The sequence below is a fragment of the Curtobacterium sp. MCSS17_016 genome, assembly GCF_003234255.2.
GTDB classification, from domain to species: Bacteria; Actinomycetota; Actinomycetes; order Actinomycetales; family Microbacteriaceae; genus Curtobacterium; species Curtobacterium flaccumfaciens.
In genome coordinates, this window is record NZ_CP126255.1 from 174742 (window position 1) to 199295 (window position 24554).

41 protein-coding genes are annotated in these 24554 nt (G+C 67.2%); 7 read left to right on the top strand and 34 right to left on the bottom strand.

The genetic code is table 11. The features are described 5' to 3' along the window. Window positions 1-4: 4 nt before the first annotated feature. The 18 genes from DEJ19_RS19555 to DEJ19_RS19640 all read right to left on the bottom strand — a co-directional run bounded on the left by DEJ19_RS19555 (window position 5) and on the right by DEJ19_RS19640 (window position 8379). The gene (locus DEJ19_RS19555; protein ID WP_181441434.1) at window positions 5-163 is read right to left on the bottom strand and encodes a hypothetical protein; all 159 of its coding nucleotides are present in this window, start codon (window positions 161-163) and stop codon (window positions 5-7) included. After that, window positions 160-1269 (bottom strand): phospholipase D-like domain-containing protein, encoded by a 1110-nt coding sequence (locus tag DEJ19_RS19560; RefSeq protein ID WP_111232105.1) that lies wholly within the window; start codon window positions 1267-1269, stop codon window positions 160-162. Before DEJ19_RS19560 ends, DEJ19_RS19555 begins: the two co-directional genes overlap by 4 nt. 210 nt (window positions 1270-1479) lie before the next feature. Then, complete coding sequence (locus DEJ19_RS19565) at window positions 1480-1905, bottom strand: hypothetical protein (RefSeq protein ID WP_146250511.1); 426 nt, start codon at window positions 1903-1905, stop codon at window positions 1480-1482. An 81-nt stretch (window positions 1906-1986) separates the two neighbouring features. After that, window positions 1987-2196 (bottom strand): hypothetical protein, encoded by a 210-nt coding sequence (locus tag DEJ19_RS19570; RefSeq protein ID WP_111232103.1) that lies wholly within the window; start codon window positions 2194-2196, stop codon window positions 1987-1989. A 52-nt stretch (window positions 2197-2248) separates the two neighbouring features. Then, window positions 2249-2635 carry a hypothetical protein gene (locus tag DEJ19_RS19575; protein WP_111232102.1) on the bottom strand — a complete coding sequence of 129 codons (387 nt, stop codon included), beginning with the start codon at window positions 2633-2635 and terminating at the stop codon, window positions 2249-2251. A 64-nt stretch (window positions 2636-2699) separates the two neighbouring features. Then, the gene (locus DEJ19_RS19580; protein ID WP_111232101.1) at window positions 2700-3203 is read right to left on the bottom strand and encodes a hypothetical protein; all 504 of its coding nucleotides are present in this window, start codon (window positions 3201-3203) and stop codon (window positions 2700-2702) included. A 52-nt stretch (window positions 3204-3255) separates the two neighbouring features. Further along, entirely contained in the window at window positions 3256-3573 is a 318-nt protein-coding gene (locus DEJ19_RS19585; protein WP_111232100.1) for a hypothetical protein, read from the bottom strand. Continuing rightward, entirely contained in the window at window positions 3539-3763 is a 225-nt protein-coding gene (locus DEJ19_RS19590) for a hypothetical protein (protein ID WP_146250509.1), read from the bottom strand. The genes DEJ19_RS19585 and DEJ19_RS19590 overlap by 35 nt, the downstream gene beginning before the upstream one ends. After that, the gene (locus DEJ19_RS19595; protein ID WP_111232099.1) at window positions 3763-4221 is read right to left on the bottom strand and encodes a hypothetical protein; all 459 of its coding nucleotides are present in this window, start codon (window positions 4219-4221) and stop codon (window positions 3763-3765) included. Before DEJ19_RS19595 ends, DEJ19_RS19590 begins: the two co-directional genes overlap by 1 nt. Before the next feature lie 42 nt (window positions 4222-4263). Continuing rightward, window positions 4264-4728: a hypothetical protein gene (locus DEJ19_RS19600; RefSeq protein WP_111232098.1), complete on the bottom strand. Its 465-nt coding sequence runs from the start codon at window positions 4726-4728 to the stop codon at window positions 4264-4266. A 131-nt stretch (window positions 4729-4859) separates the two neighbouring features. After that, on the bottom strand, window positions 4860-5294 hold the full coding sequence (locus DEJ19_RS19605; protein ID WP_111232097.1) for a hypothetical protein: 435 nt from the start codon (window positions 5292-5294) through the stop codon (window positions 4860-4862). A 123-nt stretch (window positions 5295-5417) separates the two neighbouring features. Continuing rightward, on the bottom strand, window positions 5418-5705 hold the full coding sequence (locus DEJ19_RS19610; protein WP_111232096.1) for a DUF4258 domain-containing protein: 288 nt from the start codon (window positions 5703-5705) through the stop codon (window positions 5418-5420). A 37-nt stretch (window positions 5706-5742) separates the two neighbouring features. After that, window positions 5743-5955 carry a hypothetical protein gene (locus DEJ19_RS19615; RefSeq protein WP_284176619.1) on the bottom strand — a complete coding sequence of 71 codons (213 nt, stop codon included), beginning with the start codon at window positions 5953-5955 and terminating at the stop codon, window positions 5743-5745. A 127-nt stretch (window positions 5956-6082) separates the two neighbouring features. Further along, window positions 6083-6493: a hypothetical protein gene (locus tag DEJ19_RS19620; protein ID WP_111232094.1), complete on the bottom strand. Its 411-nt coding sequence runs from the start codon at window positions 6491-6493 to the stop codon at window positions 6083-6085. A 20-nt stretch (window positions 6494-6513) separates the two neighbouring features. Beyond that, window positions 6514-6990 carry a hypothetical protein gene (locus DEJ19_RS19625; RefSeq protein WP_111232093.1) on the bottom strand — a complete coding sequence of 159 codons (477 nt, stop codon included), beginning with the start codon at window positions 6988-6990 and terminating at the stop codon, window positions 6514-6516. A 121-nt stretch (window positions 6991-7111) separates the two neighbouring features. Next, entirely contained in the window at window positions 7112-7594 is a 483-nt protein-coding gene (locus DEJ19_RS19630) for a hypothetical protein (protein WP_111232092.1), read from the bottom strand. Between the two features lie 117 nt (window positions 7595-7711). Further along, window positions 7712-8143, bottom strand: a complete 432-nt coding sequence (locus tag DEJ19_RS19635; RefSeq protein WP_111232091.1) for a hypothetical protein — start codon at window positions 8141-8143, stop codon at window positions 7712-7714. After that, the gene (locus DEJ19_RS19640) at window positions 8140-8379 is read right to left on the bottom strand and encodes a hypothetical protein (protein ID WP_111232090.1); all 240 of its coding nucleotides are present in this window, start codon (window positions 8377-8379) and stop codon (window positions 8140-8142) included. Before DEJ19_RS19640 ends, DEJ19_RS19635 begins: the two co-directional genes overlap by 4 nt. A 42-nt stretch (window positions 8380-8421) precedes the next feature. Between DEJ19_RS19640 and DEJ19_RS19645 the strand changes: the two genes are divergently transcribed. The 3 genes from DEJ19_RS19645 (at window position 8422) to DEJ19_RS19655 (ending at window position 10321) form a co-directional block, all read left to right on the top strand. Beyond that, a complete protein-coding gene (locus DEJ19_RS19645) occupies window positions 8422-8946 on the top strand; it encodes a hypothetical protein (protein ID WP_111232089.1) in 525 nt (174 codons plus the stop codon). 364 nt (window positions 8947-9310) lie between these two features. Next, window positions 9311-10057: a hypothetical protein gene (locus DEJ19_RS19650; protein WP_111232088.1), complete on the top strand. Its 747-nt coding sequence runs from the start codon at window positions 9311-9313 to the stop codon at window positions 10055-10057. Window positions 10058-10060: 3 nt separating this feature from the next. Continuing rightward, window positions 10061-10321: a hypothetical protein gene (locus DEJ19_RS19655; protein WP_111232087.1), complete on the top strand. Its 261-nt coding sequence runs from the start codon at window positions 10061-10063 to the stop codon at window positions 10319-10321. Between the two features lie 200 nt (window positions 10322-10521). On the opposite strand, the gene DEJ19_RS19660 is transcribed toward DEJ19_RS19655, so the two are convergent. Continuing rightward, window positions 10522-11064: a hypothetical protein gene (locus tag DEJ19_RS19660; protein ID WP_181441433.1), complete on the bottom strand. Its 543-nt coding sequence runs from the start codon at window positions 11062-11064 to the stop codon at window positions 10522-10524. A gap of 335 nt (window positions 11065-11399) precedes the next feature. Here DEJ19_RS19660 and DEJ19_RS19665 point away from each other — a divergent pair, with 335 nt between their 5' ends. Beyond that, entirely contained in the window at window positions 11400-11561 is a 162-nt protein-coding gene (locus tag DEJ19_RS19665; RefSeq protein ID WP_181441432.1) for a hypothetical protein, read from the top strand. A 4-nt stretch (window positions 11562-11565) separates the two neighbouring features. On the opposite strand, the gene DEJ19_RS19670 is transcribed toward DEJ19_RS19665, so the two are convergent. Then, entirely contained in the window at window positions 11566-11793 is a 228-nt protein-coding gene (locus tag DEJ19_RS19670; protein WP_146250507.1) for a hypothetical protein, read from the bottom strand. Between the two features lie 118 nt (window positions 11794-11911). On the opposite strand from DEJ19_RS19670, the gene DEJ19_RS19675 reads away from it, so the two are divergent. After that, window positions 11912-12727: a thioredoxin domain-containing protein gene (locus tag DEJ19_RS19675; RefSeq protein ID WP_181441431.1), complete on the top strand. Its 816-nt coding sequence runs from the start codon at window positions 11912-11914 to the stop codon at window positions 12725-12727. On the opposite strand, the gene DEJ19_RS19680 is transcribed toward DEJ19_RS19675, so the two are convergent. From DEJ19_RS19680 to DEJ19_RS19730, 11 genes are all read right to left on the bottom strand, one after another. Then, a complete protein-coding gene (locus tag DEJ19_RS19680) occupies window positions 12724-12942 on the bottom strand; it encodes a DUF4190 domain-containing protein (protein WP_111232084.1) in 219 nt (72 codons plus the stop codon). The two genes, DEJ19_RS19675 and DEJ19_RS19680, sit on opposite strands and share 4 nt — an antisense overlap. Next, entirely contained in the window at window positions 12939-13172 is a 234-nt protein-coding gene (locus DEJ19_RS19685) for a hypothetical protein (RefSeq protein WP_146250504.1), read from the bottom strand. The genes DEJ19_RS19680 and DEJ19_RS19685 overlap by 4 nt, the downstream gene beginning before the upstream one ends. Window positions 13173-13278: 106 nt before the next feature. Next, a complete protein-coding gene (locus DEJ19_RS19690; protein WP_111232083.1) occupies window positions 13279-13857 on the bottom strand; it encodes a hypothetical protein in 579 nt (192 codons plus the stop codon). 76 nt (window positions 13858-13933) lie between these two features. Further along, window positions 13934-14314, bottom strand: coding sequence for a hypothetical protein (locus tag DEJ19_RS19695; RefSeq protein ID WP_111232082.1), 381 nt, complete (start codon window positions 14312-14314; stop codon window positions 13934-13936). Window positions 14315-14363: 49 nt separating this feature from the next. Next, window positions 14364-14696, bottom strand: a complete 333-nt coding sequence (locus DEJ19_RS19700; protein ID WP_146250502.1) for a hypothetical protein — start codon at window positions 14694-14696, stop codon at window positions 14364-14366. A gap of 61 nt (window positions 14697-14757) precedes the next feature. Then, window positions 14758-15456, bottom strand: coding sequence for a hypothetical protein (locus DEJ19_RS19705; protein ID WP_111232080.1), 699 nt, complete (start codon window positions 15454-15456; stop codon window positions 14758-14760). Between the two features lie 64 nt (window positions 15457-15520). Continuing rightward, window positions 15521-16207 (bottom strand): hypothetical protein, encoded by a 687-nt coding sequence (locus DEJ19_RS19710; RefSeq protein ID WP_111232079.1) that lies wholly within the window; start codon window positions 16205-16207, stop codon window positions 15521-15523. A 23-nt stretch (window positions 16208-16230) separates the two neighbouring features. Further along, window positions 16231-16935, bottom strand: coding sequence for an alpha/beta fold hydrolase (locus DEJ19_RS19715; RefSeq protein ID WP_111232078.1), 705 nt, complete (start codon window positions 16933-16935; stop codon window positions 16231-16233). Between the two features lie 2 nt (window positions 16936-16937). Next, complete coding sequence (locus DEJ19_RS19720; protein ID WP_111232077.1) at window positions 16938-17420, bottom strand: hypothetical protein; 483 nt, start codon at window positions 17418-17420, stop codon at window positions 16938-16940. A gap of 607 nt (window positions 17421-18027) precedes the next feature. After that, on the bottom strand, window positions 18028-18603 hold the full coding sequence (locus tag DEJ19_RS19725; protein WP_146250500.1) for a hypothetical protein: 576 nt from the start codon (window positions 18601-18603) through the stop codon (window positions 18028-18030). Between the two features lie 247 nt (window positions 18604-18850). After that, a complete protein-coding gene (locus DEJ19_RS19730) occupies window positions 18851-19078 on the bottom strand; it encodes a hypothetical protein (RefSeq protein WP_111232075.1) in 228 nt (75 codons plus the stop codon). A 47-nt stretch (window positions 19079-19125) separates the two neighbouring features. Between DEJ19_RS19730 and DEJ19_RS19735 the strand changes: the two genes are divergently transcribed. Then, the gene (locus tag DEJ19_RS19735) at window positions 19126-19893 is read left to right on the top strand and encodes a hypothetical protein (RefSeq protein WP_111232074.1); all 768 of its coding nucleotides are present in this window, start codon (window positions 19126-19128) and stop codon (window positions 19891-19893) included. 267 nt (window positions 19894-20160) lie between these two features. On the opposite strand, the gene DEJ19_RS19740 is transcribed toward DEJ19_RS19735, so the two are convergent. Continuing rightward, window positions 20161-20478, bottom strand: coding sequence for a hypothetical protein (locus tag DEJ19_RS19740; protein ID WP_146250498.1), 318 nt, complete (start codon window positions 20476-20478; stop codon window positions 20161-20163). An 85-nt stretch (window positions 20479-20563) separates the two neighbouring features. Here DEJ19_RS19740 and DEJ19_RS19745 point away from each other — a divergent pair, with 85 nt between their 5' ends. Further along, window positions 20564-21982: a hypothetical protein gene (locus DEJ19_RS19745; protein ID WP_111232072.1), complete on the top strand. Its 1419-nt coding sequence runs from the start codon at window positions 20564-20566 to the stop codon at window positions 21980-21982. An 18-nt stretch (window positions 21983-22000) separates the two neighbouring features. Here DEJ19_RS19745 and DEJ19_RS19750 read toward each other — a convergent pair whose 3' ends face one another. Then, window positions 22001-22828 carry a hypothetical protein gene (locus tag DEJ19_RS19750; RefSeq protein ID WP_111232071.1) on the bottom strand — a complete coding sequence of 276 codons (828 nt, stop codon included), beginning with the start codon at window positions 22826-22828 and terminating at the stop codon, window positions 22001-22003. A 315-nt stretch (window positions 22829-23143) separates the two neighbouring features. Further along, the gene (locus DEJ19_RS19755) at window positions 23144-24529 is read right to left on the bottom strand and encodes a hypothetical protein (RefSeq protein ID WP_146250496.1); all 1386 of its coding nucleotides are present in this window, start codon (window positions 24527-24529) and stop codon (window positions 23144-23146) included. Window positions 24530-24554 lie beyond the last annotated feature (25 nt).

The window sequence follows — 24554 nt, forward strand, 5'->3', positions numbered from 1 at the left end:
TCGTTCAGCGGGTTGGGGTGGTGCCGAGGATGACGAACCCGGCGATGATGCAGACGATGTCGATGACGGTGGGTCGTCCCTGGTGACGGCGCCAGCCGATGAGCAGCAGCGTCGCCCCTGCGAGGAGGGAAACGGTGCCGACGATGAGCTGCAGTAGCGTCACGGCGTCCACAATTCCGCGGTGGTGTAGTCGGAGGTGTACGTCTGCTCGACGGCGTCGATGAGCGGTTTCGCGTCGGTGTCGGTGAGGTGGAGGGAGAGTTCCCGGTTGCGGGTGAGGGAGTAGTAGCCGGCGTTCTGCGAGCCGATGATGAGGTCGTCGGAGTCGGTCACGAGGGTCTTCTCGTGGATGTAGACGGCGGAGACGCCGTCTGGGAGGACGCGGACCTGACAGCCGGCGTCGGTGACCACCTTGTAAGAGGCGTACCAGTCGCTGTTCCGGGTCATCAGCACCCGGCAGGTGACGCCGCGCTGTGCGGCGTGCTCGAGCGCTTCGACGACCTTCGTGTCCTTCAGCTCCTGCCCCTGGAAGTCCACCGACGTGGTGGCCGCGTCGATGGTGGCGGCGAACTCGTCCTCGGCGTCCGGGGACCACAGGAGACCGTCCGTGGTGGTCGCTTCGCCGGGCCGGTCCGGAGAGCCGAGGTCGGCGTTGAACGTCGCGGTGATGGCAGCGACGTGGGCCGGGTTCCGGTCGATGACCCACGCGTCGCGGGTGTCGCCGTAGTACTTCGCGGTCAGGTTGCCGGTGCCGACCGCTGCGACCGCGCTGTCGATGACGATGCTCTTCTGGTGGGTGATGATGCCCGGCGCCGCCCAGTGGACGTCCACGCCGGCGGCAGTCAACCCGTCGTACGCGGGCTGGTTCACCTGCTGGCCGTGCCACGCCTTGTCGAGGATGACCCTGACGGTGACGCCACGGTCGTGCGCGCTGATGAGGTGGTCGACGGCGGTGTCGTCGGCGAGTTGGTAGATGACGACGTCGATCGTGCTCTTCGCGTCGTCGAACAGGTCGTAGACGAACTGGTAGCCGGCCTCCGGCTGCTGCACCAGCGTGTACGTGCCCTCGTCGGTGGCGACCGGTGCGACTGTCGGAGCAGACGACGAATGCATCTCCCCCGCTGCCGACGGAAGCGAGACGTGCGGCAGAGGTAGGTCCACCCCGAAGACGTCGAAGTGCCGACCGGTGAACGTCGCGAGCGTCGCGCCGAGGACGAGGGCGACAACGATGGAGGCCGGCTTCACGCGTTTGCGACGGTTCTGCTTCACACCGACCCTATGCGCGGACACGTCAGCGTGCGAACGCGTCCAGCAGGATGGCCGCCGCGCCGAGCAGGACCGCGCCGACGAGCAACGAGTTCAGCAGGAGCCATTCAGCCTCAGCGGACAAGCGACGTCTTTTCATGGATGCCCTATGCCGCGGACAGCGGAACGCCCCGACCACTGTGTGTGGTCGGGGCGTTCCGGGAGAAGAAAGCGTCAGCTGCCCATGCGGATACGGTCGGTGTCGGCGACGTCGTAGATGAGGTCGAGAACGTACGCCATGTCCTTCTCGTTGTCGTCGTCGACTTCCTCGAGCTCACGGATGAGGCCGTGGAGTTCCGACCGGGCGTCCTGTCCCTGGTACCAGTTCGTCTTCTGCACCTCGGCGATGAACAGGTCGCGCTGCTGCGCTGAGGTGATGTCGGTTCGGGCCCAGATGGCTCGTGCCGGGATCTGCTCGTCCCAGGGGCTGCGGCCTTCGACGAGCCGTGCGTGTGCACCCTCGTGGGCCTTGACGAGGACGTTCGCGTCGATGGTCGGTGCGAGACGGAGTTCGGCGGCGCTCTCTGGCTTCACGGGTGCAGCGTAGCGGCCTCCGTTGCCGGGCAGGCCACGGTCCTGGTTGCGGGTCTGGTTGCTCATGCTGGTGGTGTGCGCGGCGGACAGCGGAACGCCCCGACCACACACACACAGTGGTCGGGGCGTTCGTCGTTGCTCCGCGGTCTACGCGGCTTCGGTGTCAGCGCCGTGTTCGGTGAGCTCGAACTTGGCGCGAAGGCCGGCTTCGCTAATCCAGGAGGTCCGGCGGTCGTGGAGGTTCCGCAGCTTGATGTTGCTGCCGGCTCCGGCGGCGACCTCCTCCACCTTGTAGAGGAATCCGGCGGGCTTGCGTCGCCAGACCTGGCCGACCTCGATGCTCTGCTGACTTGCCACGGTGGGTCCTTCCCGGCTGCGTCTTCGGTCCAAAGTTGAGGCGCGGAGTCGGCTAGCTCGTTGCGAGCTTGGTGTAGATCTCGTCGTTCCAGCCGGAGTCCTCCGACTGGAACAGCAGCGACGTGGACTGCGGGTCGACCTTCGCCTTGATGTCGTAGTCGAGCACGTCGTTCTCCTTCACCGTGATGACGCCGTCCTTCTCCTCCCACGTCGTCGTCGCGACGTCATCGGAACGCTGCGTGCCGGGGTGGCTCTGCGTGTACGCGGCGGTCCCGTCGGAGGACAGCAGCAGGGTCGTGTCGCCGGAGGAACCCTTGTAGGTGCCGGCGTACTTGTCGGCGCTGCTCGAGCAGCCGGTGAGGGTCAGCAGAAGCGCGACGACGGCGGTGGCTGCGGCGGCGATGAGCGGGAGGCGGGACGAGCGGATGGTGGCGAGCATGGGGTCCTTCCAGCCGCAAGCGGCGGCGTGATGTGAGCTGTCAGGAGTGGGGATGCGGCGACGGTCAGGCGGGCATGAAGAGACCCAGGTGCTGCGCGATGGTGCGGCGCTGCATGCCGCGCATGAACTCGGCCTCGACGATCGACTGGAGCTCATCGCAGGTCTCGACCGTGGCGGTCGTGTACTCGCTCGTGGCGCTGGGTCCCCACCACAGGTGCGGTCGCTCAGCGTCCTGGTTGAGGACGACGAAGAACTCAACGGCATCGCCGTCGAAGTCCAGGAGCGCACTCGCGGTGAACGGGTCCGAGCCAACCAGGGGAATGATCTCGGCCGGCAGCATCTCCGGGTCGTCCCGGTACTGCGTGTCAGAGACGGCGTTGAACGCGTCGAGGAGGGCCGCGACCATCATGATGGTGTTGCTCGGTTCGTAGTCGGCGAGGTGGTCGAAGTCGCCGTGCAGTCGGCGTCGCTCGAGCTGCTGCGCGAGCACCCGCTCGCTGGCCTTCCGGTCGTCTCTGGTCGTGTTGAAACCGCCTGCGGAAGCGCGGTCGGCGAATGTGGTGGTCATGGTTGTTCCTTAGGTGGTTGGTGGGGATGATGTCGGTTCGGACGTCCGCCCGTTAGGTGGCAGCGACTCCGTCGAGCGCGACGACCGCCGCCGGGTGCTGGATGCGGAAGTCGAACTCGGCGGCGATGACGTCGCGGAGCTCCTCCGCTGTCTGCTGGTCGGCGTCCGTGTAGCCGCTGTTGTCGGTGAGCCCCCACCAGAGGTGCGGTAGGTCGGCGAGGGGGTTGACGACGAAGAAGAACTCGACGGCGTCACCGCGGTACTCGATGAGGGCGCTGGCGGTGAACGGTGCGGTGCCGACCAGGTCGCGAGCCGTCACCGGGGGCAGGTCCACTTCACCCTTGAACCGGGCGAACCCGGCGGTGTCCATCGCGTCGAACAGGGGCGGCGACCTTCACCGGCATCCGCTGCTCCGGCCGGTACGGCTCATGGGCGGTGAAGTGGCCGCGGCGGGCCCGCTGGTTCAGCAGCAGCGCCAGCGAGCGTTCCCCGCGGGCGAGGTCCGTGCGGGCGGCGGTGAACCCGCCGGCAGCGGCACGGGCGGCGAACGTGGCCGCCATCAGACGAACACCACCAGGTCGGTGAACCCGCCGCGCTCGGCGGCGGCCCGGACCGCGGCGAGGGCGGACTTCGATGCTGCGTGCCCGCTCATGTCGTTGTCGTCGAACGTGTTCTCGTCCTCGCCGTACGTGAGGCCGACGCGGACCTTCGGCTCGTCACTGTCCGCGACCACCATCAGATCGACGTTGACGCAGTACCCGTAGGGGAGGTTGTACCGGGCGGTCGAGAGGTGCAAGGGAGCGCGGAGGTCCAGACGGTCGGCGGCGCCGATGTACGCGTCGGCGTCGTCTTCCAGTAGCGCGTTGATGACCGCTTCGAGCCCGCTGATGACCCGCTGCGGGTCGAACGTGTCGGCGTACCGTCCGGCTGCAGCGAACCGGCGGAGCTGCTCGTGGAGGCGGAGGGAGTCAGCGGCGACGGCGGGGGCGATGTCGTCGCCGACGTACGAGATGGTCAACGGTGGGGTCCTGTCGGTCGAAGCGGATGAGTGGCCAGCGGGTCAGCGGGTGTGCCAGTTGCGGAGGCGGGTGATGATGGCCGTGAGCCCGTCGACGGTTAGTAGTGCCGCGGCGACCCAGTGAGCGATGACGCCAGCCTGACCGTGCGTGTGGTTGGCGGCGATGATGGCAAGGAACACGGAGACGAAGAACGCGAACTTCACCGGTGACTTCATCCTTTTCATCGCCTTCTCGTCCCGAGCCTTGTTTTCGTCCGAGTCGAACGACCCGTCTGCAATCTGTCGGCGAACGGTCACGACCGCGCTGACGACGTTGAGCCCGACAGCGAGGATCATGAGCGCGGGACCGAAGTACGACAACGCGACGACTGACGCCGACGAGAAGACCGGCACGAACGACGCGGCGAAGATGAGGATCCCGGCGCCGAGGAGGAAGTCCCATAGCGGAGACTCCCACTGAGAGCGGGTGGCTGCCGGCTGTGCCTTGGGAACGGTCTGGTCGGTCATGGTGCTCCTATGCGCGGATCTGGCGCGGTGTCTGTGACGCACCCGTGGGTGCGGTGTCGGTGAGCTCCAACTGGAGCGGTGTCTGTTGCCTTGCGGCGGTGTCTGGCGGCGGATGTTCGCCGGCGGTGCGGTTACGCGTTGAGGGCGGTGCGCTGGTCGAGGAGCGCGGCGGTGCGGACGGCGTCGTAGATGCAGGTGCGGACGCGGCGGATGGTGGCTTCGTCGGCGGTGGTGTCGTCGAGGTCGATGTCCCAGGACAGGCGGGGCTGGTCGGCGTCGGGGTTGACGAAGACGGTGATGGCGATGATGTCGTCGTCGATGTGGCCGAGGGCGCGGACGGCGAACGGTTCCCCGAACGCTTCGCCGAGGCGGTGGATGGGGACGGCGTGGAGGCCGGAGGTGTACGTGGCGTCGAGGAACGTGTCGGTGAAGTCGATGAGTTCCGTCGTCATCCGGAGCACGTCGGCGTCGCTGGCGGTGAGGTTGCGGCGGAGGGTGTCGAGGAGGAGTTCGAGGTCGAAGCGGGAGAGGTTGTAGGTGGCGGTCGCGCCGGTGTTCGTCGTCATGCCGGCCCTATGCCGCGGCCTCTGGACTGGGTGAGAGTTGGCGGGTGCGTGGAGGGCCACTTCCGCATGTTTCCGCGGAAGTAGACGCCTCAGCATGTGCGCATCTCGGGCGTGTCGCGCTGGTCAGGCTGCCGTCAGGTGCTGCACGCGGTCCGGTGCGAGGAAGGCCGCAGCGTCGAGGTCAGACCAGAAGATGGTCTTCACGAACTGCTCGTCGGCGCCGGGCTCGTTAGCGATGCAGACAGCGATGCGACGGCCGTTGTAGATGTGGGACCGGTGGAACGACGAGTACCCCTCCCCCATCGGGAAAGCGACGGCTGAGCGCACCTCCGCTTCGCAGACCCCCATCTCCTTCATACGTTCGCGGGCGTGAGTGCTGATGAGAAGCTGCGGCTCCGAAGTCGTGGTCATGCTCCCGCTATGCGGTGCCGGCGTGACGAGCTGGGTGTCAGTCGTCTCGGATGACGCCGCCGTACGGCAGCTGCACCCAGCTTGGGTCGCCGCTGGCGTGCAGTCGGTCCGCGGTCTCGTGCATCTCCTGGTAGTCGCGGCCACCGATGCCGAGCGTCTCGCGGAGGTCGGCAGCCGGAACGGTGACCGTGCCACCGGCGTCCCGCACCTCGTACAGGGCGGCCGGACCGACGAGGAATAGGCCGAGCACGACCTTCCGACTGCGGACCTTCCTGAACTCCATCACGTGCTCCCCCGTTAGATGCCGTTTGACGGTCTTGTGCACCAGCGGTGCCACCGGTGCAAGACCATCAAACCGGGTGTGACTGCTGCGACCGTTACGCCGGCTGCGGGTGCTGGACGGGGTCGGTTGCCATGGCGCCCTGGATGACGCCTGCGATGTACGGGGCGACCTGGTCGAACTGCTGACGGGCGGTCTGCGTGCGCTCGGTCGTGTTCACGTTGATGCGGAACTCCCCCGGTGCCTCGATGACCGCTGAGACGAGGATGTGCGAGTTGCCGTGCAGGCGCAGGCGGACCCCTCCGGTGAACAGCCGCCCGAGGGGCCGGTCGGGGCGTTCCTCCGACACGACAGCGGCATCGACGTAGTCGGCCTTGTACTCCGTCGTGTGTAGCAGCGACGCGAAGATGGCACGCAGGACCGCGAGGTGCTGCTGGTAGTCAGCGCTGTCGTCGAGGGTGCGTGCGGCGTCGATCGCCTGGTCGAGGTCGGGGTGTGCGAGGGTCATGCCGGCCCTATGCCGGGCGACTACAGCGGGGTGGCGCGGCTGCTGGCGAGCGCGGGTTGCATCGCTGCGGTGAAGACGACGTTGAACTGGTCGAGGGCAGTACCGAGCTTTCCGATGCGCTGCACTTCGGTGGCTTTATGGTGGAGGTTTGGCACGACCTCAGCCGGGTCAACCATGACGCTGAGGTCCACGATTCCGGACGGCAGGGTTGCGCGGACCACTGCCGCCCACCCGTCTTCGGGAAGGGCTGCGGCTTCGGGGATGTGGTTCGCTGTCCGGTCGGTGATGAGCTGGCCGTCGAACTCGATGAGAGCGGCGGCGGTGACGGACAGGGTCAGCTGCGCGAGGCCCTTGACGTCGATGCGTCCGCCGTACTCGTCGGCGCGGGCCCGCCGACCGAGGGCGTATGCGAGCTGCTGCACGTCAGCGTGAAGGCGGTCGAGCGCGGGCTGCCCGGTCAGGTGCTGCTGTCCGAACGCTGCGCCGTTCCCGTTCACTCTGATGCTCCCTGCTCGCCTGGACGGTTGACGTTCGAGGGTACGCCCGCCCGCGGACGCCGGTGGAATCGCGGATGCGCGAACGCCCCGCAACGGTGGCGGGGCGTTCGCAGGTCGTCGGTCAGGCGGCGAGCTTGTTGAGCCGCTTCTGCAGGGCGAGGCGGAGGCTGCGGTCGGCGATGTCGACGCTGCCGCCGTCGACCTCCTGCTCGGTGTGGAGGACGTGGACCTGGACGATGGGGTTCCCTGGGTCGACGGTGACGGTGACGGTCATGTAGGTGCCGTGGAACTCGCCGAAGAAGCAGACGTCGAACAGGTCGGAGGGTGACTCGTTCGTCTCGGCGTACTGGCTGCGGACCGCACGGCTCGAGGCGCTGTCGGTGACGTGGGCGTGCTCGAGCGCGAGGAGCGCGTCGGTGACGGCGGTGACCTTCGCGATGGTCGCGTCGAGGTCGAAGTCCGCCGGGATGCTGCCTGCGATCTGGCGGACGGCGATGGAGTCGGACAGGGCGACGATGTCGGCGTCGCGGTAGGTGTCGATGTCGTTCCCGCCGCGGACGGTGTCGAAACGGAGGGCGGGGCTGTGAGTGGCGATGTCGGTCATGCTGGGCCCTATGCCGGGTCCTTCCGGCTCGACGTGAAAACACGTGCTCCGTCAACGGCGAAGCCCCGTCTTGCTTGATGAGCGGTCAAGCCCGACGGGGGCTTCGGGGGCCGCTGGTCAGCGGCCGTAGGACAGGTTGATGCGGTCCATGGATGCCTGGTCGTAGATGCCGTCGAGGATGTACTTCATCTCAACCTCGTCGGGTGCGTCCTCGAGCTCCTCGATGGCGTCCCGGAGGTCGGAGAACTCCTCCTGCCCGGCGTACCACTTCGACGCCTTCACCGCGGTGACGAACTTGTCCCGCTTCTGGTCCCACGTCGTCGTCTCGTCCTGCCAGATGGCCTTCGCGGGGATCCGTTCACCCCAGGACGGCTTCCCGGCGGCGACCCGGGCGCGGGCTGCCTGCGACGCGGCGACGAGCACGTCGACGTTCTTCGACGGGACGTACTCGCGGAGCGGCTCTGCGGCAGCTTCGGTGTGCTGGCCGCCGGCGAACTGTCCGCCGTTGCCGGGGATACCGGCGTCCTTGTTCCGTGTGGGACTCGTCATGCTGAGGTTGTGCGCGGCCGGCGGCGGGTCACGAGGTGAAGGATGCCGGCGACGGCGAGGACCGCCCCGCCAACGACTGCGCCCAGCATGCTCAGCAGGAGCAGGAGGCCGGCGCCGATGTTCGCGCCGCCGTCGAACCCACCGGCGAACATCAGGATGATGCCGGCGACAGCGATGAGGCCAGACACAGCGGCGATGACGCCGCCGGTGATGGTGAGCGTGCGAAGACCGGCCATGCGCTCAGGGTATGCGGCGGAGGGGCTGTACCGTCGGCGTTGATGCTGCCTGAGCCTGGACGTCCTCGTGCGCTGTCGTCGGACCTCGACGACGCGGAGCATCTGCTGACCGTGACCGTGGGCCTGGCGCGGATGACGAATCGGCCGGCGGCTCGAGCGCGGGTGTTGCGGGAGGCGCTGTGGTTCCTGTGGGAGCAGCCTCGATTGCCGCGGCCGCTGCTGCGGTCGAAGTACCCGAACGCGTACCCGTGGTCGCCTGCGGCGATTGCGCGGGTCCGTTCCGGGCAGCCCGGAGGGTTGGTCCTCGAGCATCTGGAACCGCGGGTGCTGCTGGTGTCGGACCTGCTTGCCCGTGCGGATGAGTGGACGCCGGCGACGTTCGCAGCGGAGCTGCACCGGCGCGCGGGCGCTGCGGTGGTGACGCAGGAGGATGACCGGAAGCTGACGTCGGCCGGTTTCGCTCGGGCCATGCCGGACGTACAGGACGGCCCGTGGGCTAGGTACACCGCCTCGGGCATAGATGTGGCAGCGTTTCGGCCGCTCTCCTCCGCTTCACCGGCGGAATGACCCCGGAAGTCACGCCTGAACTGGGGTTTCCTGTTCCTGCTCCCCTGACTTCATCTGCTGCGGGGAGTACGCGCTATAGAGCTACGGGTAATACATAGTTGGGGTGTGAGGACCCGGGTATCCTCTCTTCTTCTTCACTTGTATCTACTCAAGATGTAAGTAAGTAAGTAAAGAGGCCCCTGGGGCCCCTACTGCCCTTGTAAACACTGGGATGTGGACGACTTACCCGAGCCGGAGACGTGGCGAGCGGACCGGAAGCGAACCCCGGAGTTCTGCTTGACTGGACAGCGTCGAACGGGATTTCGGACATCGTGCCGCATCTGCCTATGCGACAAGCACGCCGCGCACCACAGGGGGACCACCGATGACCACACTCACCACCCGAGAACGAGACCGCCGCGCCAACCGGTACCTCCTCGGGACCATCGCCGTCGTCGCAGTCATCACCTCGGCCGTCCTCCACCGGCCGGTGCTGAGCAGCAACCCGGTGGCGTTCTGGTTGCCGACGGTCGCCGGGCTCGCATACGGATCCGGGTTGTGGTTCCTCGGCACACGGCACGATTCGAAGTGGCTGTCGAACCTGACCTGGGCCGGATGGCTCGTCGTCTTCTGGGTCCTGCTCTGGACGAAGGTCGTCTCCGGTCCGGCGTGGTTCATGGCCGTCATGGCCGGCGGTCTCGCGGTGACGGCTGCGTTCCCCCGGAAGACCAAGCCGTCGAAGGTCGAGAAGGTGCCGCTGGCGGAAGCGCAGCCATGGTCAGGGTCCGATGTCACCGCGGAGGCCACCACCCACACGTTCGGACGCCGCACGGTCCCCGCAGTCACCATCACCACCCGGGACGGCGCCACCCGCTTCCGTGTCTCCGAACTCGCCGGCTTCTTCGACAAGGAGACGGGCACGGTGACGTCCATCCCGGAACAGCCGCTGACGTTCCTCACCCGGGTCGGCGTCGCAGCCCCCGACTCCGTCATCGGCGAGGCGACAGATGGTCTGCCGGATGACACCCTCGTGCTCATCGATGCAGCGCACGATTCACGCCCGGCCGCGGTGGTCTCAGACGAAGACGCCGTGACGTTCGAACACTGGGTTCGCACCCTTCCGGAGGACTGACCCATGGCACTCGGCTTCACCGTCACCGTCCGCAGCGTCGACGCGTCCACCCCAGCGGCGTCCTGGCGCCTCGCCGACATTGCACCGCTGCTCGCCCTCGCCGCTGAAGTGAACGCGACCGAGCACCGTGGGGACGGCTACCCGTTCCGATGGACGTTCCCCGCAGACACGTTCGCGTCCACCCCGGCTGCAGCAACGCTCGGTGCGGAGGAACCGCTGGTACTACGTGGCGACGTCGTCGTCGAAGCGTGGGACGAGTCGTAGACACGCCGCCGATGCTTGGCTGCCTCGGGACCGTCAGGTACCGTCCTCGACATCACGACTGGCGTCTGCTTCCGGATGGAAGGGGCGCCAGTTTTCTTGTGCGCCCAGCCCGACAGCGCACTCGAAGTAGAGCGACACCAGTAGCGCCTCCGAGCACCCGAGGCTGGGCCGTTCGTCGGCAGGCATCGGCCGGCCGCTGGTCAATCGCTGGCGGCTCGCTTCCAGTCGATGTTCGCGTCCGCGAGGTGCGGGTACACGACGAGCATCCGTTCCGGGTCCACCTGCCACATGTCGTGGTCCCAGTCGCGGGTGCCGTCGTCGCGGGTGTAGCCGGCGTACGTGTCTCGTCGGTCGGCGACGTTCGACGCAGCGATGTCGTCCCGCGTTCGTTCCGACAACGGTGTGAGAGCGCCGGCGTCGGCGAGCCAGCGCACGACTGAGTCCATGACGGCAGGCATCGGGCCCGACCCTTTCGTGTCGTCCATGAGCGCCGAGTACACCCGGCCGGGCATGATGAGCCATCCGTTCGTCGGGAACGGGACACCGCGGGCGTCCACCTGCCGGCCCCAAGAACGAGCGTCGACGATCTCGCGGAGGAGGTACTCCTCACAGAGGTGGAACTCGGCGAGGTCCCTCCGGTTGAGCTCCGGATACGGGATTGTTGCCTGGCCGGAGTCCCAGATGGTCGGTGTGGGTCGCGGCTGCTCGTTCAAGCGCCGCCACCACTCGCTGATACGGCTCACGTTCGGGGCGCCCAGCAGGTGACGTCGGCACCAAACAGATCCCGCCCCGTCTCCGCCCAGCGCCACAGCTCCTGCCGTTCGTGCCCGGCCAGGACGTACCTGCTCACCATCGTTCCCCCTCGGTTCACGTCAACGCTAGAGGATGCGGCGGCTGCGCTGAGTGGACTCCTCAGCGGGAAGTTCATTTGGGCTCAACGAGGACCCGTCGTACCGTCGAATGGTCGGACTGGTACTGACTCCCGTCGTCACGATGAACGCTGCGACATGCGGTGCGCTGGCATAGCGGGAGCGGTTCGGCACTATCGAAGCGTGGCGCTTCTCGAAGGGCAGGTCTCATGGCCGCCGACATCACCGACCCGATGAACCCCCGCCTGTGGCACCGCCACGGGATGCACTCCCCCGCCGAGATCCGGGCGATGGTCGCCGCTCGTCTCGAGATGACCCCGGTCAACGCAGACATCCGCTACGAGGACTTCCTCAGCGAACCAACCTGCTGACGGGTCAGCGGAGCCGTTCGATGAGCCGGTCGATGTCCTCGTCAGCGTGACCGTCTCGGGCGTTCAGGGCGTCACCCATGATGCTGTTGAGGTCTGAACGGCCGAGTGCCGCAACCTCGCTGGCAAGGAGCCGGAGACTGGCACGCGTTTCCGCCTGGATGTCCGGCAGGTCGATGGCGACGGTGCGCAGCGGCCCACGGAGCGCCTGAGCGTGCTCGATGATGTGCTTCATGCCGGGCACCGTACCGGCCACCGCAGACACCGTCCTTCCCTGTGCCAGGGGCGGATGCATAGGGCTGATGACCGCGACGCGTAGCCACGCGTCTCATCAGCAGAGGAAGCACAACAGCATGCAGGAGTCGAAGAAGCAGCGGCGCGAACAGGCGCGGGAGCACGCTCGGGCGAACCGGGAGCAGGCGAAGCGACGGCAGCGACGGAACCGGTGGTTCCTGCAGGGTGGAATCGGCGCCGGCATCCTCACCGCTGCCGCCGTCACGCTCCTCATCGTGTCGTCGGTGAACGCACCGACGCCCGCCGGCACGGCGCCGGCGAACACCACTGCTGGAGCGGTCGAGTTTCACGGCGAGAACGGTGCGGTTGCTCCGACGGTGGAGAACCCGACGGTGACGGTTGCGCCGGCGGCGGAGAAGCCGGCGAAGGTGGACCTGTACATCGACTGGTCCTGCCCGGTGTGCAAGCAGTTCGAGACGGCGACGTCCGCTGACCTGCAGACCCTCGTCGCGACGGAACAGGCGACACTCGCGGTGCACCCGGTCGCCATCCTCGACCGGTCCTACCTCGGTTCCCGGTTCTCGTCCCGCGCAGCGAACGCTGCAGCGTGCGTCGCCGACCACTCCCCGTCGTCGTTCCTCGACGTGCAGCAGCAGATGTACGACAACCAGCCGGAGGAAGGCACTCACGGGCTCACCACCAGCCGCATCCTCGAACTCGTCCACGCCGGCGGCGCCACCGGCAGCGCGCTCGACTCGTGCATCCGAGATGAGACGTTCCGCGGCTGGGTGGAGAAGTACACCGCGAAGGCCCTCACCGACAAAGCACTGGTGAACCCCGCCACCGGAGGGTTCGGCACCCCGACGGCGCTCATCAACGGAAAGCGGTGGAACGGCGGCCGCGACTTCATCCGCTCCGTCGAAGACGCCGACTAGAAGTAGGGGTGGCGTACGACCAGGAGGCCGATCGTGCCGATGATTCCGATGGCCAGTCCCGCAAGCGCGAGTTTGTAACCCCTGAGGTTGTTCTTGCGGGTGTCGTGGATCCCGATGGTGCTGACGATGACACCGGCGATGGGGAGCAGGAACGCCAGCACAAATCCGACGATGCTGTACGTGCTGAAGTACCGCTTCGGTGGAGTGGAGGTCATGGGCGTCCTTCGTCCGATGGTTTGGAGTCTGACAGAGCTACGGCTGCAGCCAGGAACATCGAGCCGTACGGGCTGTCAGCGACCACTTGATGCGGCGGAGCCAGGTGACTGGTGGCACCTGCCTCGTCAGTGATGTTGAGCGCGAGGGCGGACATTGCCACGGTCAACCCGATCAGCACCGCAACGATGCAGCCGACGAGGATGAGGGTGCGGCGCTGTTCTGGGGTCATCCGACCGGCGCAGCGGACCTGCTGCTGTCCTGCTGGACGGTGGGGGTGGCGTTCAGCTGGCCGTCGATGGAGATGAGCGCGCGGACAGCACGGTCGGCGGTGGTGGTCATGCGTCTTCTCCGCCGAAGTACGTCCACACGTCGGTGTTGCCCCACTGCTCGAGGCCGGCTTCGACGGCTGCCGCGAGGGCGACGTCGGTCGAGCCGATACCCCATCGGTTGGGGCGGGTGAGCAGCAGCGTCGGTGTGCCGGCGGCGAGGTCGTTGAGGATGGTGCGGAGAGCGGCTGCGGCGGTGATGTCGCCGATGACGGTGGCGGTGAGGTCGTCGAGGTGGAGGATGTCGCCGCCGTCGATGCCGGCGAACAGCAGCATGGTGCGGTCGGCGCCGTCGCTGTCGAGCTCGTGGACGGTGGCCGCGAATGACGCGGCGTCGCCGTCGTCGGTGATGGTGGCGAGGAGGTTCCGCTGCGACGTCGGCGCGTGGACGAGGTGCCCGGACGCGGCCACGGCGGTGAGGGTCCGCTGCTGGTCGTCGTAGTCGATGCCGAACGTCGCCGACCACCGGTGGACGGCGTTCAGCGTGGCGGAGGCGGGGAGGGTGAACGTGGTGCGGCCGTCGAAGGAGCCGGACCAGGTGGCGGCTGCGTGGCGGAGGTCAGCGGCGGCGTCAGCGGAGTCGTACATGGGGCTGTGGTTCCTTCCGTGGTGGTTGGCGGCGGAGCTCGGGTGGCCGGTGTTACTTCGTCGCCAGGTAGACCGCTTAGACGACCGCCGCGTAGAGAGCGAAAGCGGCGAGCCCGCCGGGGAGCATGGCGATGATGGCGGCGGGAACCGCCCACAGCTGATGCAGCCAGGGCTGGTCGCCCGGCTTCGTGTGCGCCATCGTTTGGAACGAGGTTGCGGACACGAGCACCGCCCACGCTGCGGTCATGCAGATGATGGCTGGGAAGTAGTAACGGCCGGAGAGCAGTGGGATGAGCAGCGGGAGGAGGAACATCACCGGCGCGACGATGAACCCCGTCCGTGCCGTCACCCGGAAGGCCTTCCGGCGCGTGTTCATCGCGGCGATGGTGCGCTGGTCGGGTCCCTCTTCCGGCCAAGAGCCGGACGGGAACGTGCCGCCGTCAGCGGTGTCGGTCACGGATGGTTCCTTCCGGGGATGTACGGGGCCCCTACGGGACGCTGCTGCATCAGGCTGATGCTGCGTATGCCCGGCTCAGCAGGGAGACGATCATCACGGCCAGACCGAACGAGAACACAGCGCCGGGGAACAAGACGACGATGGCGGCCGGGACCGCCCACAGCTGATGCGTGCCGGGGCTCTTGTCGGGCGGGGTGTTCGCCATCGCAGCGAATGACGACGCGGAGACGAGCACGGCGAACGCCGCGGTCATACAGATGACCGCCCACGGTTGATAGTCAGCGGTGACCATCAGGTAGATGAGCGGCAGGAAGAACATCGCCGGAGCGGCGACGAAACCAATGCGTGAGACGAGCCGGTACGTCTGTCGGTCTCGGTCCATCACAGCGATGGTGCGCTGGTCTTCTGCCATCGTGTTCCCCCTGCTGACCAGGGTAGCGAGGTCAGTAGGGGTAGCGGCTCCCCGGGTGCTGCGGGTTCTTCGCAGAGCGATGTCCGTCCATCCGCTTCGGGTTCCGCTTCGGCCGGCCGAGGGAGTCCATCAGGTCCTGCACACCGTAGGTCAGCTCCGTCTTCTGGCGAAGCGGGGCCACAAGGGTCGCGACGGCGGCAACCTGCCGGAACACGCCGGCGCTCCGGCCTTCGAGCGGACGACGGTACTCGACGGCGAACGACACCCAGCAGGCCAGTGCGGGCATCAGCCGATTGAGCGGCCCGGCCCCGTCACCGGTTGCGCCGACGCCCTTCCGGGCTTCCGTCGCGTACTCATCGGAGTCCTGCACGATGAGCCTGACAGCCTCGATGGTGTCGATGCTTCGTTGGGCGGCTGCACGACGGAGCGGCTGTGCGAGGTGCTCGGGGAGGCCCGCGCTGATGTCCTTGAACGCACGCGCCAGCCAGTCGTCGGCGATGTCCCACCGGTCGGCGTCGAGGCCGTCGGCGGTGTGTTCGATGAGGTGGTTGACCTGCGCCTGCCACGACGGCTGGTCCTGCACGTCGCGGGGCGTGTCCATGAGCAGCAGCGACAGGAGCCAGTAGACGGTGTGGGACATCGTCGGCGCGGGGCCGCTCTCGAATCCGGGAGGCATCTCTGCGCGGTAGAGCACCTTCGGCTCAGCGGGGTTCGTCTGCTGGTCGGTCATCGTCGCTCCTTGTCGTTCAGGCGGTTGTGATGGCTATGCGCGGATGGGTGATGTTGCTGTGCGCTCAGTACAGGCCGTCGGTGAGCGGTGACGGGTCGCGGCGGGCGGAACGGCGACCGTCTGCGCGCTTGGGGTTGCTACGCGGGAACGCGAGGGAGGTCAGCAGCCCATCGACGTTGTGGGTGAGGGGCGCGGTGCGGCGCAGCGGCGTAAGTTCCGCTGCGGCGTTCGCGGCGGACCGGAGCACCTCCGGGTGCCGGTCGGCGGCTGGCCGGGCGTACTGGCTGGCGAACAGCGCCCATCCGTCGAGTGCCCAGTACAGCGACGTGAACGGTCCCCGCTCGTCGTCGGATGCGGACTCGGCCGCGACCTCGTCGGAGTGCAGGACGGCATGACGGGCCGCTTCGATGGCGTCCAACGTCCGCAGGCGGGCGGCGGCGCGGATGGGCTCCGCCATCGTGCTGGGCAGTCCGACGCTGATGTCCTTGAACGCCCGGGCGAGCCAGTCTTCGAGGATGTCCCAGCGATCCTCGTCGAAACCGTCGGCGGTTTCGTTGCTGAGGATGCGGACGCTCATCTGCCACAGCCGCTGCGCCTGCACCTGTTGAGGGGTGACGAGCAGCGCCATCGACAGCCACCAGTAGACGACGTTGGACATGCCTTCGGTGGGGCCGTCCGCGAACCCGGGCGGCATCTCGAAGTGGTGCTCGTTCAGGTGCTCGCGGGCGTGCTCGTCGCGGTAGCTAGTCACGGTACCTCCGGTTCGTCGTGCTCTCACGTCGGGGTATGCGCGGACGCCGCACCGGTTTCGGTGACCCGTTCGATGAAGTCCCGTGCAACGGCGACGAGGTCTGGGTGGTCCTGCGGTCGGTGTCCGTGACCGGTAAGGATGATGTGTTCGACGTCAGTCATCGTGTCGGCGATGGCTTCGTACTCGGCGTTCCAGCCGCCGGTGACGACGAGGGTGGGCACGCCGGTCCGGCGTGGAGTGTCGAGCGTCCAAGGCCCGGGAAGCCGCTGCTGCCGACTGGCGGCGAGGACGTCTATCTCGCTCGCGGTGGTTGCTGGAGTGCCGGTGACCGCTTCCTGGAACGCTGCGATGAACTGTGCCGGCGACATGGTCGCTGCCCGGGCGAGGACCGGCTGCACACGGGCGATGTGGTCGGCGACTGCTGGTTGGTCGACTGCGAGCGCGTACGCGGCGGGTTCCAGCAGGATGAGTCCGAGTACCCGTTCCGGTGCCCGGGCCGCGGCTCGCATCGCGACCGGGCCGCCGAAGGAGTGCGCGACGACGATGGCACCGTCCCCGCACGCATCGAGGAGTTGTTCCTCCCAGCGGTCCTGACTGAACGGTTGCGCCTCCTCGTCCGGGGCGTACCCAGGCATCACTGCCGCGGTGCTCTCCGACAGGCCGGCGGCGACCGGCCATGCCCGCTCGAAGGGCCGATTCGACGCGTGTAGGAAGACGACGGGCAGCATGCTCAACTCGATGCGGCGCTTACAGCAGGGAACAGCAGCGGCGCCTGCCGTTCGAGGAGGTACTGGTCAACGTCCGTTTCGATGAGCGGGGAGCCGTCGGGGCGTTTCCGGACGGTGGGGTCGGTGTACCAGTAGAGCTCTCGGGTGCCTTTGTTGTTCTGCTGCGCGGTCGCTCGTGCTTGGTCGCGGGTGAACAGCCAGACAAGGTCGCGCTCGAGGAGGACGAACGCCAGCAGTTCCGCCGGCGTCTCGTGCGGGAACGACCACCCGATCGCCAGCTTCCCGTTGCCACCGGACGAGCGGGCTCGGTCCTTGGTCTTCACCTGCACTGTCGTGGCCTGACGAGCGCCAGGTGCGTAGACGACGAGGTCGATGCCGGCGTCGGTGGTCAGCCGAGCGGAGTCGATGCCGAGTTTCAGCAGCTGGTACTGGACGAGAAGTTCCCCGCCAGCGCCGATGTGCAACGAGTTCCGGGGCAGCGCCATGCCCGGATCGTAGCGGCCGCGTTCGTGCGGTGAGCGGTACCGTGGCGAGATGGTTGATGGCGCACGGTCAACTCGGCTGCAAGTGAGTTCTGCGCTGGTCGCAGCAGCGGCATTGTCGTGGGTGCCGTCACTCGTCGTCGCGGCCGTGCGCGCGCTGTGGAGGGACGCACCGGCGCGGGTACCCGTTCATTGGTCTGGGGACGGCGCGGACTACTGGGGTACAACGTCGTCTCTGTTTTGGTCGTTGCTAGTCCCAGGGCTGGCCGGAGCCTTGCTGTGCTCGATGCTGGTGGTGCCGCTCTCCACTGACATTGGCCGATTCGCAGCCGCCGGCGTGCTTGGCGGTATCACCGCCGGAACCGGCGCAATCGCTTCGGTCTGGGTTGCTGCGTCGTTGACCGCAGTGGGTGCGCCGGCACCGTTTCTTGTCACGTTCACCGCAGTCGCATGGGGAGCACTGGTGTTCGGAGTCTGCCTGTTACGTCGCGCAGACGAGTGAGGCGTATACCAGGGACGCCGCTTCAGCCAGCAGCTGTGGGTGGTGATGTCAGCGTGCGGTGTTCCCAACGCAGGGTTGCTGCCCCGGGTCTAAGGCTGAGACGTGAGTTCATTGGGGCTGCGGCAGATTGATGTGGTCCCCGTCCCACGACAAGTCGCTGTCTTCGTGGACGTCGTAAGCCTCGAACCGGTCGTCAGCGAGGACCCTGTCGATGAGGTCGCGTGTGCCGGCGACGATGGTAGAGTCCCAGTCTTCCTCGGACGCGACGACCCATGCATGGTCGGACGGCCAGATGAACGTCGTGTGCGGCGCTTCCTGGTCGTATCGGCTCGTCGTCGTCCAGCCCGGGACGGCTCGCTGCGCCCATTCGGGGTTGGCGAGCTCCTCAATGGATGACTGGAATAGCGCGATGTCGCGGCCAGGCCACTCCAGGACGTCCGACGTCCGGCGGTCCCCGTGGACCGTGCCGGCCGTCTCGCTGTCGGTGAACTCGCCGGTGCCGACCCATGCTCCGACGACCACGTCCTCGGGTGTCGTCGTAGCGACGCGCAGGTGTTCGGTGAGGACGGCGAGGTCCTGCGGGTCGAACCACCCGTCATCCGACTGGTCGACTCGCCATCCGTCCGGCCACCACCTCGTATGTTCCTCGTCGCTGATACGCCGCCACTGGACGAGCGGATGCATGACCCGGTCGTTGCGCCGAGCGACCTCCGCCCACGGCCAACGGGTGTGTTCATCGTCAGGGTGCACGCCCCACTGGTCCTGAGTCGTCTGGTCCTCGTGATGGGCGGCCAGCGGATTCAGCAGACGGGCGTACGCGTCGAAGCCGTTGCCGGCGACGCCTCCGACTGTCGCCCACGCTCCAACGCGCTCGAGCAGCCAAGCGCCGACGGAGGCATCCCGCAGGAGGTGCATCAGCGGTTGGGGTGCGTCAGCGGGAGCCGTCGCCGGCTGCAGGGGGCCGCGCGTCGAAGTCCCGGCGGACGCGGCGGAAGTTCCGGATCGCGAATACGAGTCCGATGACGGCGAACATCGGGCCGACCACCCAGAAGATGACGCGGAGTGCGCCGAGGGAGTCGAGCGTTCCGAGGGTGCTGAACATCATCGAGATGGCGACGAACATCATCACGACGGGGATGCCGACCTGGTTGCGCTTCACAGGTTCACCGTACCGGTGACCGTCTCGTGGTCGCGTACCGTTGTCGGGTGGTTTCTGAGGTGGTGGACGTCGACGTCGCTCTTGAGTCGTTGCGACGGGATGCGCTCGCGGTGAGTCAAGCGCGGACGGACCTCGCCGTCGCGCCGCTGCTTCCGGCGTACCCGCACGAGCTTGAGTCATTGACCGTGGCGCGGGACCGGTCGATGTTGGCGGCTGCCTCGGCCGGAGCGTCCATTGGGCAGATGGCTCAAGCGTTGCAGGCGCGGTCTGGTGTCCACGCGCGGCAGATGTTGGACCGGGCGCCGCTGCCCCAGTCGGCTCGGGAGGAGACGTTGCAGGGTTGGGGTGCGGCGCTTCGCCGGCGTCGGTCGGACGCGAGCCTCAACCGTGGGCAGCTTGCGGTGCTGGCGGTGATGTCCCGTCCGGAGGTCGTCCTCCTGGAGGATGGGCAACTGATGCCGACGCCGGAGCAGGTGGAGCTGCTGCGTGCGGCATTGTCGATGTCGGCGCAGAACCGGGCCGCGCGGCTCCGTGTCATCCGGGAGCAGCAGGTTGCGCCGCGGCCGCTGACGCGCGTCGGCGGGCCACGGCGGGGACCGTTGAGCGATGAGCAGCAGCAGCGTCTCGAGAAGATTCGGCAGGTGTTGGCGACGCTGCAGCCGCTGCTGAATGAACGGGATGACCTACTGGTGGCGGCACAGGAGTCCGGCATCCCGATGAGCCGCATCGCAGCGGAGACCGGCATGTCGGCAGCTGACGTGCGGCGAAGCATCGACGTTGTCCAGCGCCGTGCAGCATCAACCCAGATGGGTTGATTGCACGCCGGTCAACCCTGAGGGGTTGATGCCGGTGGGATGGTCAGCGGCGCCGGCGCTGGCGTCGCGGTCCTCGAAGCAGCCGCAGGAGCCCCCACACGCTGAGCGCGAGACCGACAGTGCTGGCGGCCAACGCCGCGACGACCACAACCGAGGCCGCTGCCGCCCCGACGAGCGGGGCGATTGCGGACAGGAACGACCCGACACCGAGTGCAGCAGCGGACCATAGCCCCGCCTTCCGAGTTCGTTCGTCGAACGCTTCCCGGCTCATCGGGTGCCCGCCCTGCGGGTGAAGCGTCGCAGGGTCAGGATGTCCGCGACGATGTGCAGCAGCATCCCGCCGCCGATGAGTAGGACCGGTGCGGCACCGACACCTGCGACGGCGAGCACTCCCCCGCCGGCGGCGATGAAAGCGTAGGAGGCGTACCGGACGAGGACCGAGGGAACACCGGCCTTCGACGGGCGGAACACGTCCGGGTGCGAGAACAGCACCGGACCATGCAGCCGGTAGGTGTCCACGCGAGTCGCCGGGTGCTCCGGCGTCGGCGAGCGGTTCACACGGACCGCGGGAAGGAACATACGCATGCCATGGCTATGCGCGGACCAGATTCTGAGGCGTTGAGCTATGAGGGTATTCCACGGCCGAACGCGCGCACCGTAGGCTTCGAGCATGAGTCGTGACGGCTACGGCCTCAACTTGCGCTCCGACGTTGAGCACCACCACCGGGTGGTGCCTTTCCCGCTCGACAACTGGCAGCACCACCTGTCGCTTCGCATCGACGAGCTCGATTCTTACTTCGACGGCACGGTCCGACTCAGTGAACAGCAGCAAGACGCACTCCTGCGTCTCGAGCAGTTCGAGTCGAGGTGGGACACGGTCGAGTGGGATTGGGACCGCGATTACCACTTGTATGTCAGTGACGACTACAAGGAAGCAGCTCGAGCGAAGGTGGCGCCGGGCCGGCATCTCGGCTGGACTGACGACAAGGTGGACGCCGCACGCAAAGCCAGCGTCGTGTGCGCCGACCTTCGCCAGCTCGCACGTCAACACGTCGAATGGTGGCAGCTCGAGAGGGCTACTAACACCGTTTTCCCTTTACTCGAGGCCGTGGCGACAGGTGCCGTCACTGAGACGGAAGCCACCGCGCTCGACACCGTCGTTCCTCGGGACCTGTGGTCGTCGAGGTCCCCGAAGAAACTCGCGGCAGCGCTGAGCAAGAGCGGTGTCGTCGAACCAGCGGCATCGACCCGCATTCGTCCCGGCAGCCCGGACCGCTACTACCCGAGGCCGGCAGTGCAGTCACGAACCGTCCCGAAGAACACGCCGCTGATGGAGATCCAGGTGACGTTCTCCGCACCTCGGTACGCCATCGAGCCGGCCATGAGCACCGTGCTGCACAACCCGCGAATCTGGCTGAAGGAGACAGGATTCGGCGCGTGGAGCGCCAAGCTCCTTCCGGACAGCAGGGCGAAGCACCGCTTCACCTGGAACATCAACGGCGGCTACGGGCGTGCAGTCCCGTATTCAACCTGGGGCTACGAGTCCCGGGAACGGGAAGCCGAGTTGGAGCGTTGGCGAAGACGAGCAGACATCATTCTGATGACGCACTTCTCTGACATCGAATGGTCGGTCTTCCTCCAGATGGACGGTGCGATTCGCCGCGGCGAGAACGCTATCGACATCTCCTTCGGCGGACCCACTCAAACCCTCACGATGCAGGTCCCTGCCGTTCCGGATGCATTACCGCGTCCCAAGGAGTACTTCGCCGCGAAGTTGGACGACATGCGGCTCTGGTGGTTGTGGCGTCGCGACGACGGGAAAACAGGCTCGCTCATGCTGCACACCTACGACGCCGACAGCATCACCGACGAAGTCGCGCCCCACGAGCGCTGGTACTCCTGCACCGAAGAAAGGCGAGGCCGCGACGATCGTCACATCGACGCTGCTGATTTCGCACGCTGGGCCGCACGCGACGCGCTGCGAAGCGAACTCGTCGACGACATCGTCAGCCGCTTCTCCTACGAGTACGTCCTTGCGTTGCTCAGCATCCCCAGCAAGAGGTCCAGCGTTACAGCCCGGACACGATAGACCAGCGCCGTACAGCGACTACTTCTTCGGCGCGGACTTCGCGTCCATCTCCTTCACCCACGTGTCCGTCGGCGCCCACCCGCCGGTGCGGCTCATCGCGAAGCGGCGGAGCACATCACGGCGGTCGGACGCGTTCCACTTCGCGCGCTGCCACTCAGGGTCGTCGCGGAGGTCGGCGATAAACGGTCCGCTGGTCTGCTCCAGCAATGCGTACGCGGACCGCCACTCCTCCGTCACCCTGCCGGGCGCCCACCGGAGTGCGTACCCGGCGCCGACATCGTCGTCGGATTCCATGCGATTGCGGATGAACGCTTCGACGACTGGTTTGCGGGACATCGGCTTCGCCGCCCGGATCCCCACATCGTCGATGGCTTCGCGGATGAGTTGCTGCGCCCTGGTCATCCACGAACGGTGTTCCCGAGCACGTGCCTCGTCGGCGTCCTCCCGCCACTCCTCGAGCTCCGCGGTCAGGTCTCGCCACCATGCGGCTTTCGCCCAGTACACGTACGACGTGCCGCCAGCAATCCACCGCACATCGATGCCGGTCCGGTCCGCGTCGTGACCGGCGGCAGCGTTCCGCACTCTGCTCGGCACCTCATCGAGGTCTTCGAGGAACTCCGCCGCGTCGAAGAACTCCTCCCCGATGCTCACGAACGCCGCCCCGACGGCGACAGCCACGTCGAGCGCATCGTCGAGGGACACCTCCGGCGCCATGAAGAACACGTCCGGCTCCCGCAACGTCGCCGGCAACACCCGAAGTCCGCGGGCGGACGCTTCCAGCGGTGCGCGGCTGAACAGCTCCTGCAACTCTTCAGAAGTGACAGCCGGGTCTGTCTCGTCGGTCATGGGACGACGGTATCCGGGGTCTGCGCGGCGGACCGATCACCACGCGCCGGGTACAAGTCGGCATCTAGTGCCCGTTCGAGTCGCGCGACGGTGCGGATGTCTGGCCAGGTCGCGCCGTTGAGGATGCGCAGGATGGTCCCGTCCGGGACATCGGAGTCACGCGACAGCGACCGCACGCTCCGGCTGCCGAGCGCCGCCTCCAGCCGCAACGAGAGGACCCGAGCAACCTCGACTGTGTCGTCTTCGGAGGCGACGTTTGGCCAGGGTGCGGCCGCCAGTTGTGCAGGCGTCTGACGCGATGTGCCTGGCATCAGGTCAGTGCCCTCGGACGTCGCCGGTGAGGAGGTTGTGTTCGACGCCGGCGCTGAGTTCTTCGTGGATGGCGTTGCCGAAGTACTGCTTCGCGCCGAGGGAGGCGAGGTGTTGCACGGCTGCGTCGGGGTCGGGGTGCCCGGGGGTCCATTCGTCGTGGAGGAACGCTCGGAGGTATCCGCTGTCGTGGAGGATGACGGCGCCGACGTGTTCGTGGGTGGCGCCGTGTTCGAGGATGGCGTGAAAGACGGCAGGTTCAGTGGGTTCGTCGCTGACTGGTTGCAGGTGCACGTCACCTGCCCCGGGCCAGGGTGATTCGGGGTTGGGGACGTCGGGTGCGTGGAGGTGCGGAACCGTTTCGTCGTCGGTGGCGTCGATCCAGCCGGTGTTCATGTATCCGCCGATGACGTCGTGGATGCGGCTGTGGAGGTCCGGTTCGTACTGCCACCAGCGTTCGTGGACGGCGCGAAGCCAGTCTCGAACCTGCGGTTCCGCGTCCGCTGCGACTCCGACGAGTTGCGGGGCGGTTCCGGGAGCGCCGACAACTTCGTATTCGACGGTGTGCGTTTCGATGGTGATGGACCCGGTCTGCGCGTCAGCGCGGACCTCGTGGATGTCTTCCGGTGCTCCGGCCCAGACGTTCGCGGGGAGCCTGGGCGGGAGTGTGAAGGGGACGGCGATGGGTCCGCGGGACCAGACGTCCTCGAGCGCTGCGCCGAGGTTGACGTCCATGTTGCGGGCACCGACCGGGGGTGCGCCGGCGCCGCCGTTCATCGCGAGTTCGTACGCCTCGTCCGGGTCGGCGTTCATCGTCGCGAGGACGGTGGTGTCCGCCCACTGGGCGAAGGACAGTTCCTCTTGCTGGTCGTCGGTGAACGGGACGTTCCAGGTGGACGAGTCACAGACGACCATCGCTGCTGTCCGGCCGATGGGTCCGTTGCTGATGGCGGACAGCACCACGGGGACAAGGTCGTGCAGGTCCCGGTACGGCTCGTCGATGACGACCCGGTCGATGGTGAGCAGGTCCTGCTTGTTGAGCAGTTCGACGGAGCCGGTGAACAGCTCCCAGAACGACCCGCCGGCAGGGTGGTGGATGGACAACGCCGACTTGTAGTCGCCGTTGAGTTCCCACACGTCGTAGTTGCTCATGACGGTGTCGAACGAGTCCGGTGCGCGGAGCACGAACGCGGTCACCTGACCGATGGTGACCCCTTCCGACGTATACCCGTCAGTGGGGACGCGGAGCACCGCTCGCCACTGCTGCATCCGCACGCCGGGGAACGCTTCACCGTCCTCGTCGGTCGTGGCCGACAGGTCGAGACGCAACGACCCATCCCACGCGTCGTATACGGACTGGGCGGTGGCGGCATCGGTGGTGTCGTCGGTCACGGTCGACACGGTACCGGGCTGCACC

Excerpts from the sequence above, each read along its gene's own strand:
- DEJ19_RS19565 (WP_146250511.1), bottom strand. The coding sequence starts at position 1,905 with ATGAGCAACCAGACCCGCAACCAGGACCGTGGCCTGCCCGGCAACGGA.
- DEJ19_RS19575 (WP_111232102.1), bottom strand. The coding sequence starts at position 2,635 with ATGCTCGCCACCATCCGCTCGTCCCGCCTCCCGCTCATCGCCGCCGCA.
- DEJ19_RS19580 (WP_111232101.1), bottom strand. The coding sequence starts at position 3,203 with ATGACCACCACATTCGCCGACCGCGCTTCCGCAGGCGGTTTCAACACG.
- DEJ19_RS19585 (WP_111232100.1), bottom strand. The coding sequence starts at position 3,573 with ATGGACACCGCCGGGTTCGCCCGGTTCAAGGGTGAAGTGGACCTGCCC.
- DEJ19_RS19590 (WP_146250509.1), bottom strand. The coding sequence starts at position 3,763 with ATGGCGGCCACGTTCGCCGCCCGTGCCGCTGCCGGCGGGTTCACCGCC.
- DEJ19_RS19600 (WP_111232098.1), bottom strand. The coding sequence starts at position 4,728 with ATGACCGACCAGACCGTTCCCAAGGCACAGCCGGCAGCCACCCGCTCT.
- DEJ19_RS19605 (WP_111232097.1), bottom strand. The coding sequence starts at position 5,294 with ATGACGACGAACACCGGCGCGACCGCCACCTACAACCTCTCCCGCTTC.
- DEJ19_RS19610 (WP_111232096.1), bottom strand. The coding sequence starts at position 5,705 with ATGACCACGACTTCGGAGCCGCAGCTTCTCATCAGCACTCACGCCCGC.
- DEJ19_RS19620 (WP_111232094.1), bottom strand. The coding sequence starts at position 6,493 with ATGACCCTCGCACACCCCGACCTCGACCAGGCGATCGACGCCGCACGC.
- DEJ19_RS19630 (WP_111232092.1), bottom strand. The coding sequence starts at position 7,594 with ATGACCGACATCGCCACTCACAGCCCCGCCCTCCGTTTCGACACCGTC.
- DEJ19_RS19635 (WP_111232091.1), bottom strand. The coding sequence starts at position 8,143 with ATGACGAGTCCCACACGGAACAAGGACGCCGGTATCCCCGGCAACGGC.
- DEJ19_RS19640 (WP_111232090.1), bottom strand. The coding sequence starts at position 8,379 with ATGGCCGGTCTTCGCACGCTCACCATCACCGGCGGCGTCATCGCCGCT.
- DEJ19_RS19645 (WP_111232089.1), top strand. The coding sequence starts at position 8,422 with ATGCTGCCTGAGCCTGGACGTCCTCGTGCGCTGTCGTCGGACCTCGAC.
- DEJ19_RS19650 (WP_111232088.1), top strand. The coding sequence starts at position 9,311 with ATGACCACACTCACCACCCGAGAACGAGACCGCCGCGCCAACCGGTAC.
- DEJ19_RS19655 (WP_111232087.1), top strand. The coding sequence starts at position 10,061 with ATGGCACTCGGCTTCACCGTCACCGTCCGCAGCGTCGACGCGTCCACC.
- DEJ19_RS19665 (WP_181441432.1), top strand. The coding sequence starts at position 11,400 with ATGGCCGCCGACATCACCGACCCGATGAACCCCCGCCTGTGGCACCGC.
- DEJ19_RS19670 (WP_146250507.1), bottom strand. The coding sequence starts at position 11,793 with ATGAAGCACATCATCGAGCACGCTCAGGCGCTCCGTGGGCCGCTGCGC.
- DEJ19_RS19675 (WP_181441431.1), top strand. The coding sequence starts at position 11,912 with ATGCAGGAGTCGAAGAAGCAGCGGCGCGAACAGGCGCGGGAGCACGCT.
- DEJ19_RS19680 (WP_111232084.1), bottom strand. The coding sequence starts at position 12,942 with ATGACCTCCACTCCACCGAAGCGGTACTTCAGCACGTACAGCATCGTC.
- DEJ19_RS19685 (WP_146250504.1), bottom strand. The coding sequence starts at position 13,172 with ATGACCCCAGAACAGCGCCGCACCCTCATCCTCGTCGGCTGCATCGTT.
- DEJ19_RS19690 (WP_111232083.1), bottom strand. The coding sequence starts at position 13,857 with ATGTACGACTCCGCTGACGCCGCCGCTGACCTCCGCCACGCAGCCGCC.
- DEJ19_RS19700 (WP_146250502.1), bottom strand. The coding sequence starts at position 14,696 with ATGGACCGAGACCGACAGACGTACCGGCTCGTCTCACGCATTGGTTTC.
- DEJ19_RS19705 (WP_111232080.1), bottom strand. The coding sequence starts at position 15,456 with ATGACCGACCAGCAGACGAACCCCGCTGAGCCGAAGGTGCTCTACCGC.
- DEJ19_RS19715 (WP_111232078.1), bottom strand. The coding sequence starts at position 16,935 with ATGCTGCCCGTCGTCTTCCTACACGCGTCGAATCGGCCCTTCGAGCGG.
- DEJ19_RS19720 (WP_111232077.1), bottom strand. The coding sequence starts at position 17,420 with ATGGCGCTGCCCCGGAACTCGTTGCACATCGGCGCTGGCGGGGAACTT.
- DEJ19_RS19725 (WP_146250500.1), bottom strand. The coding sequence starts at position 18,603 with ATGCATCCGCTCGTCCAGTGGCGGCGTATCAGCGACGAGGAACATACG.
- DEJ19_RS19740 (WP_146250498.1), bottom strand. The coding sequence starts at position 20,478 with ATGCGTATGTTCCTTCCCGCGGTCCGTGTGAACCGCTCGCCGACGCCG.
- DEJ19_RS19745 (WP_111232072.1), top strand. The coding sequence starts at position 20,564 with ATGAGTCGTGACGGCTACGGCCTCAACTTGCGCTCCGACGTTGAGCAC.
- DEJ19_RS19750 (WP_111232071.1), bottom strand. The coding sequence starts at position 22,828 with ATGACCGACGAGACAGACCCGGCTGTCACTTCTGAAGAGTTGCAGGAG.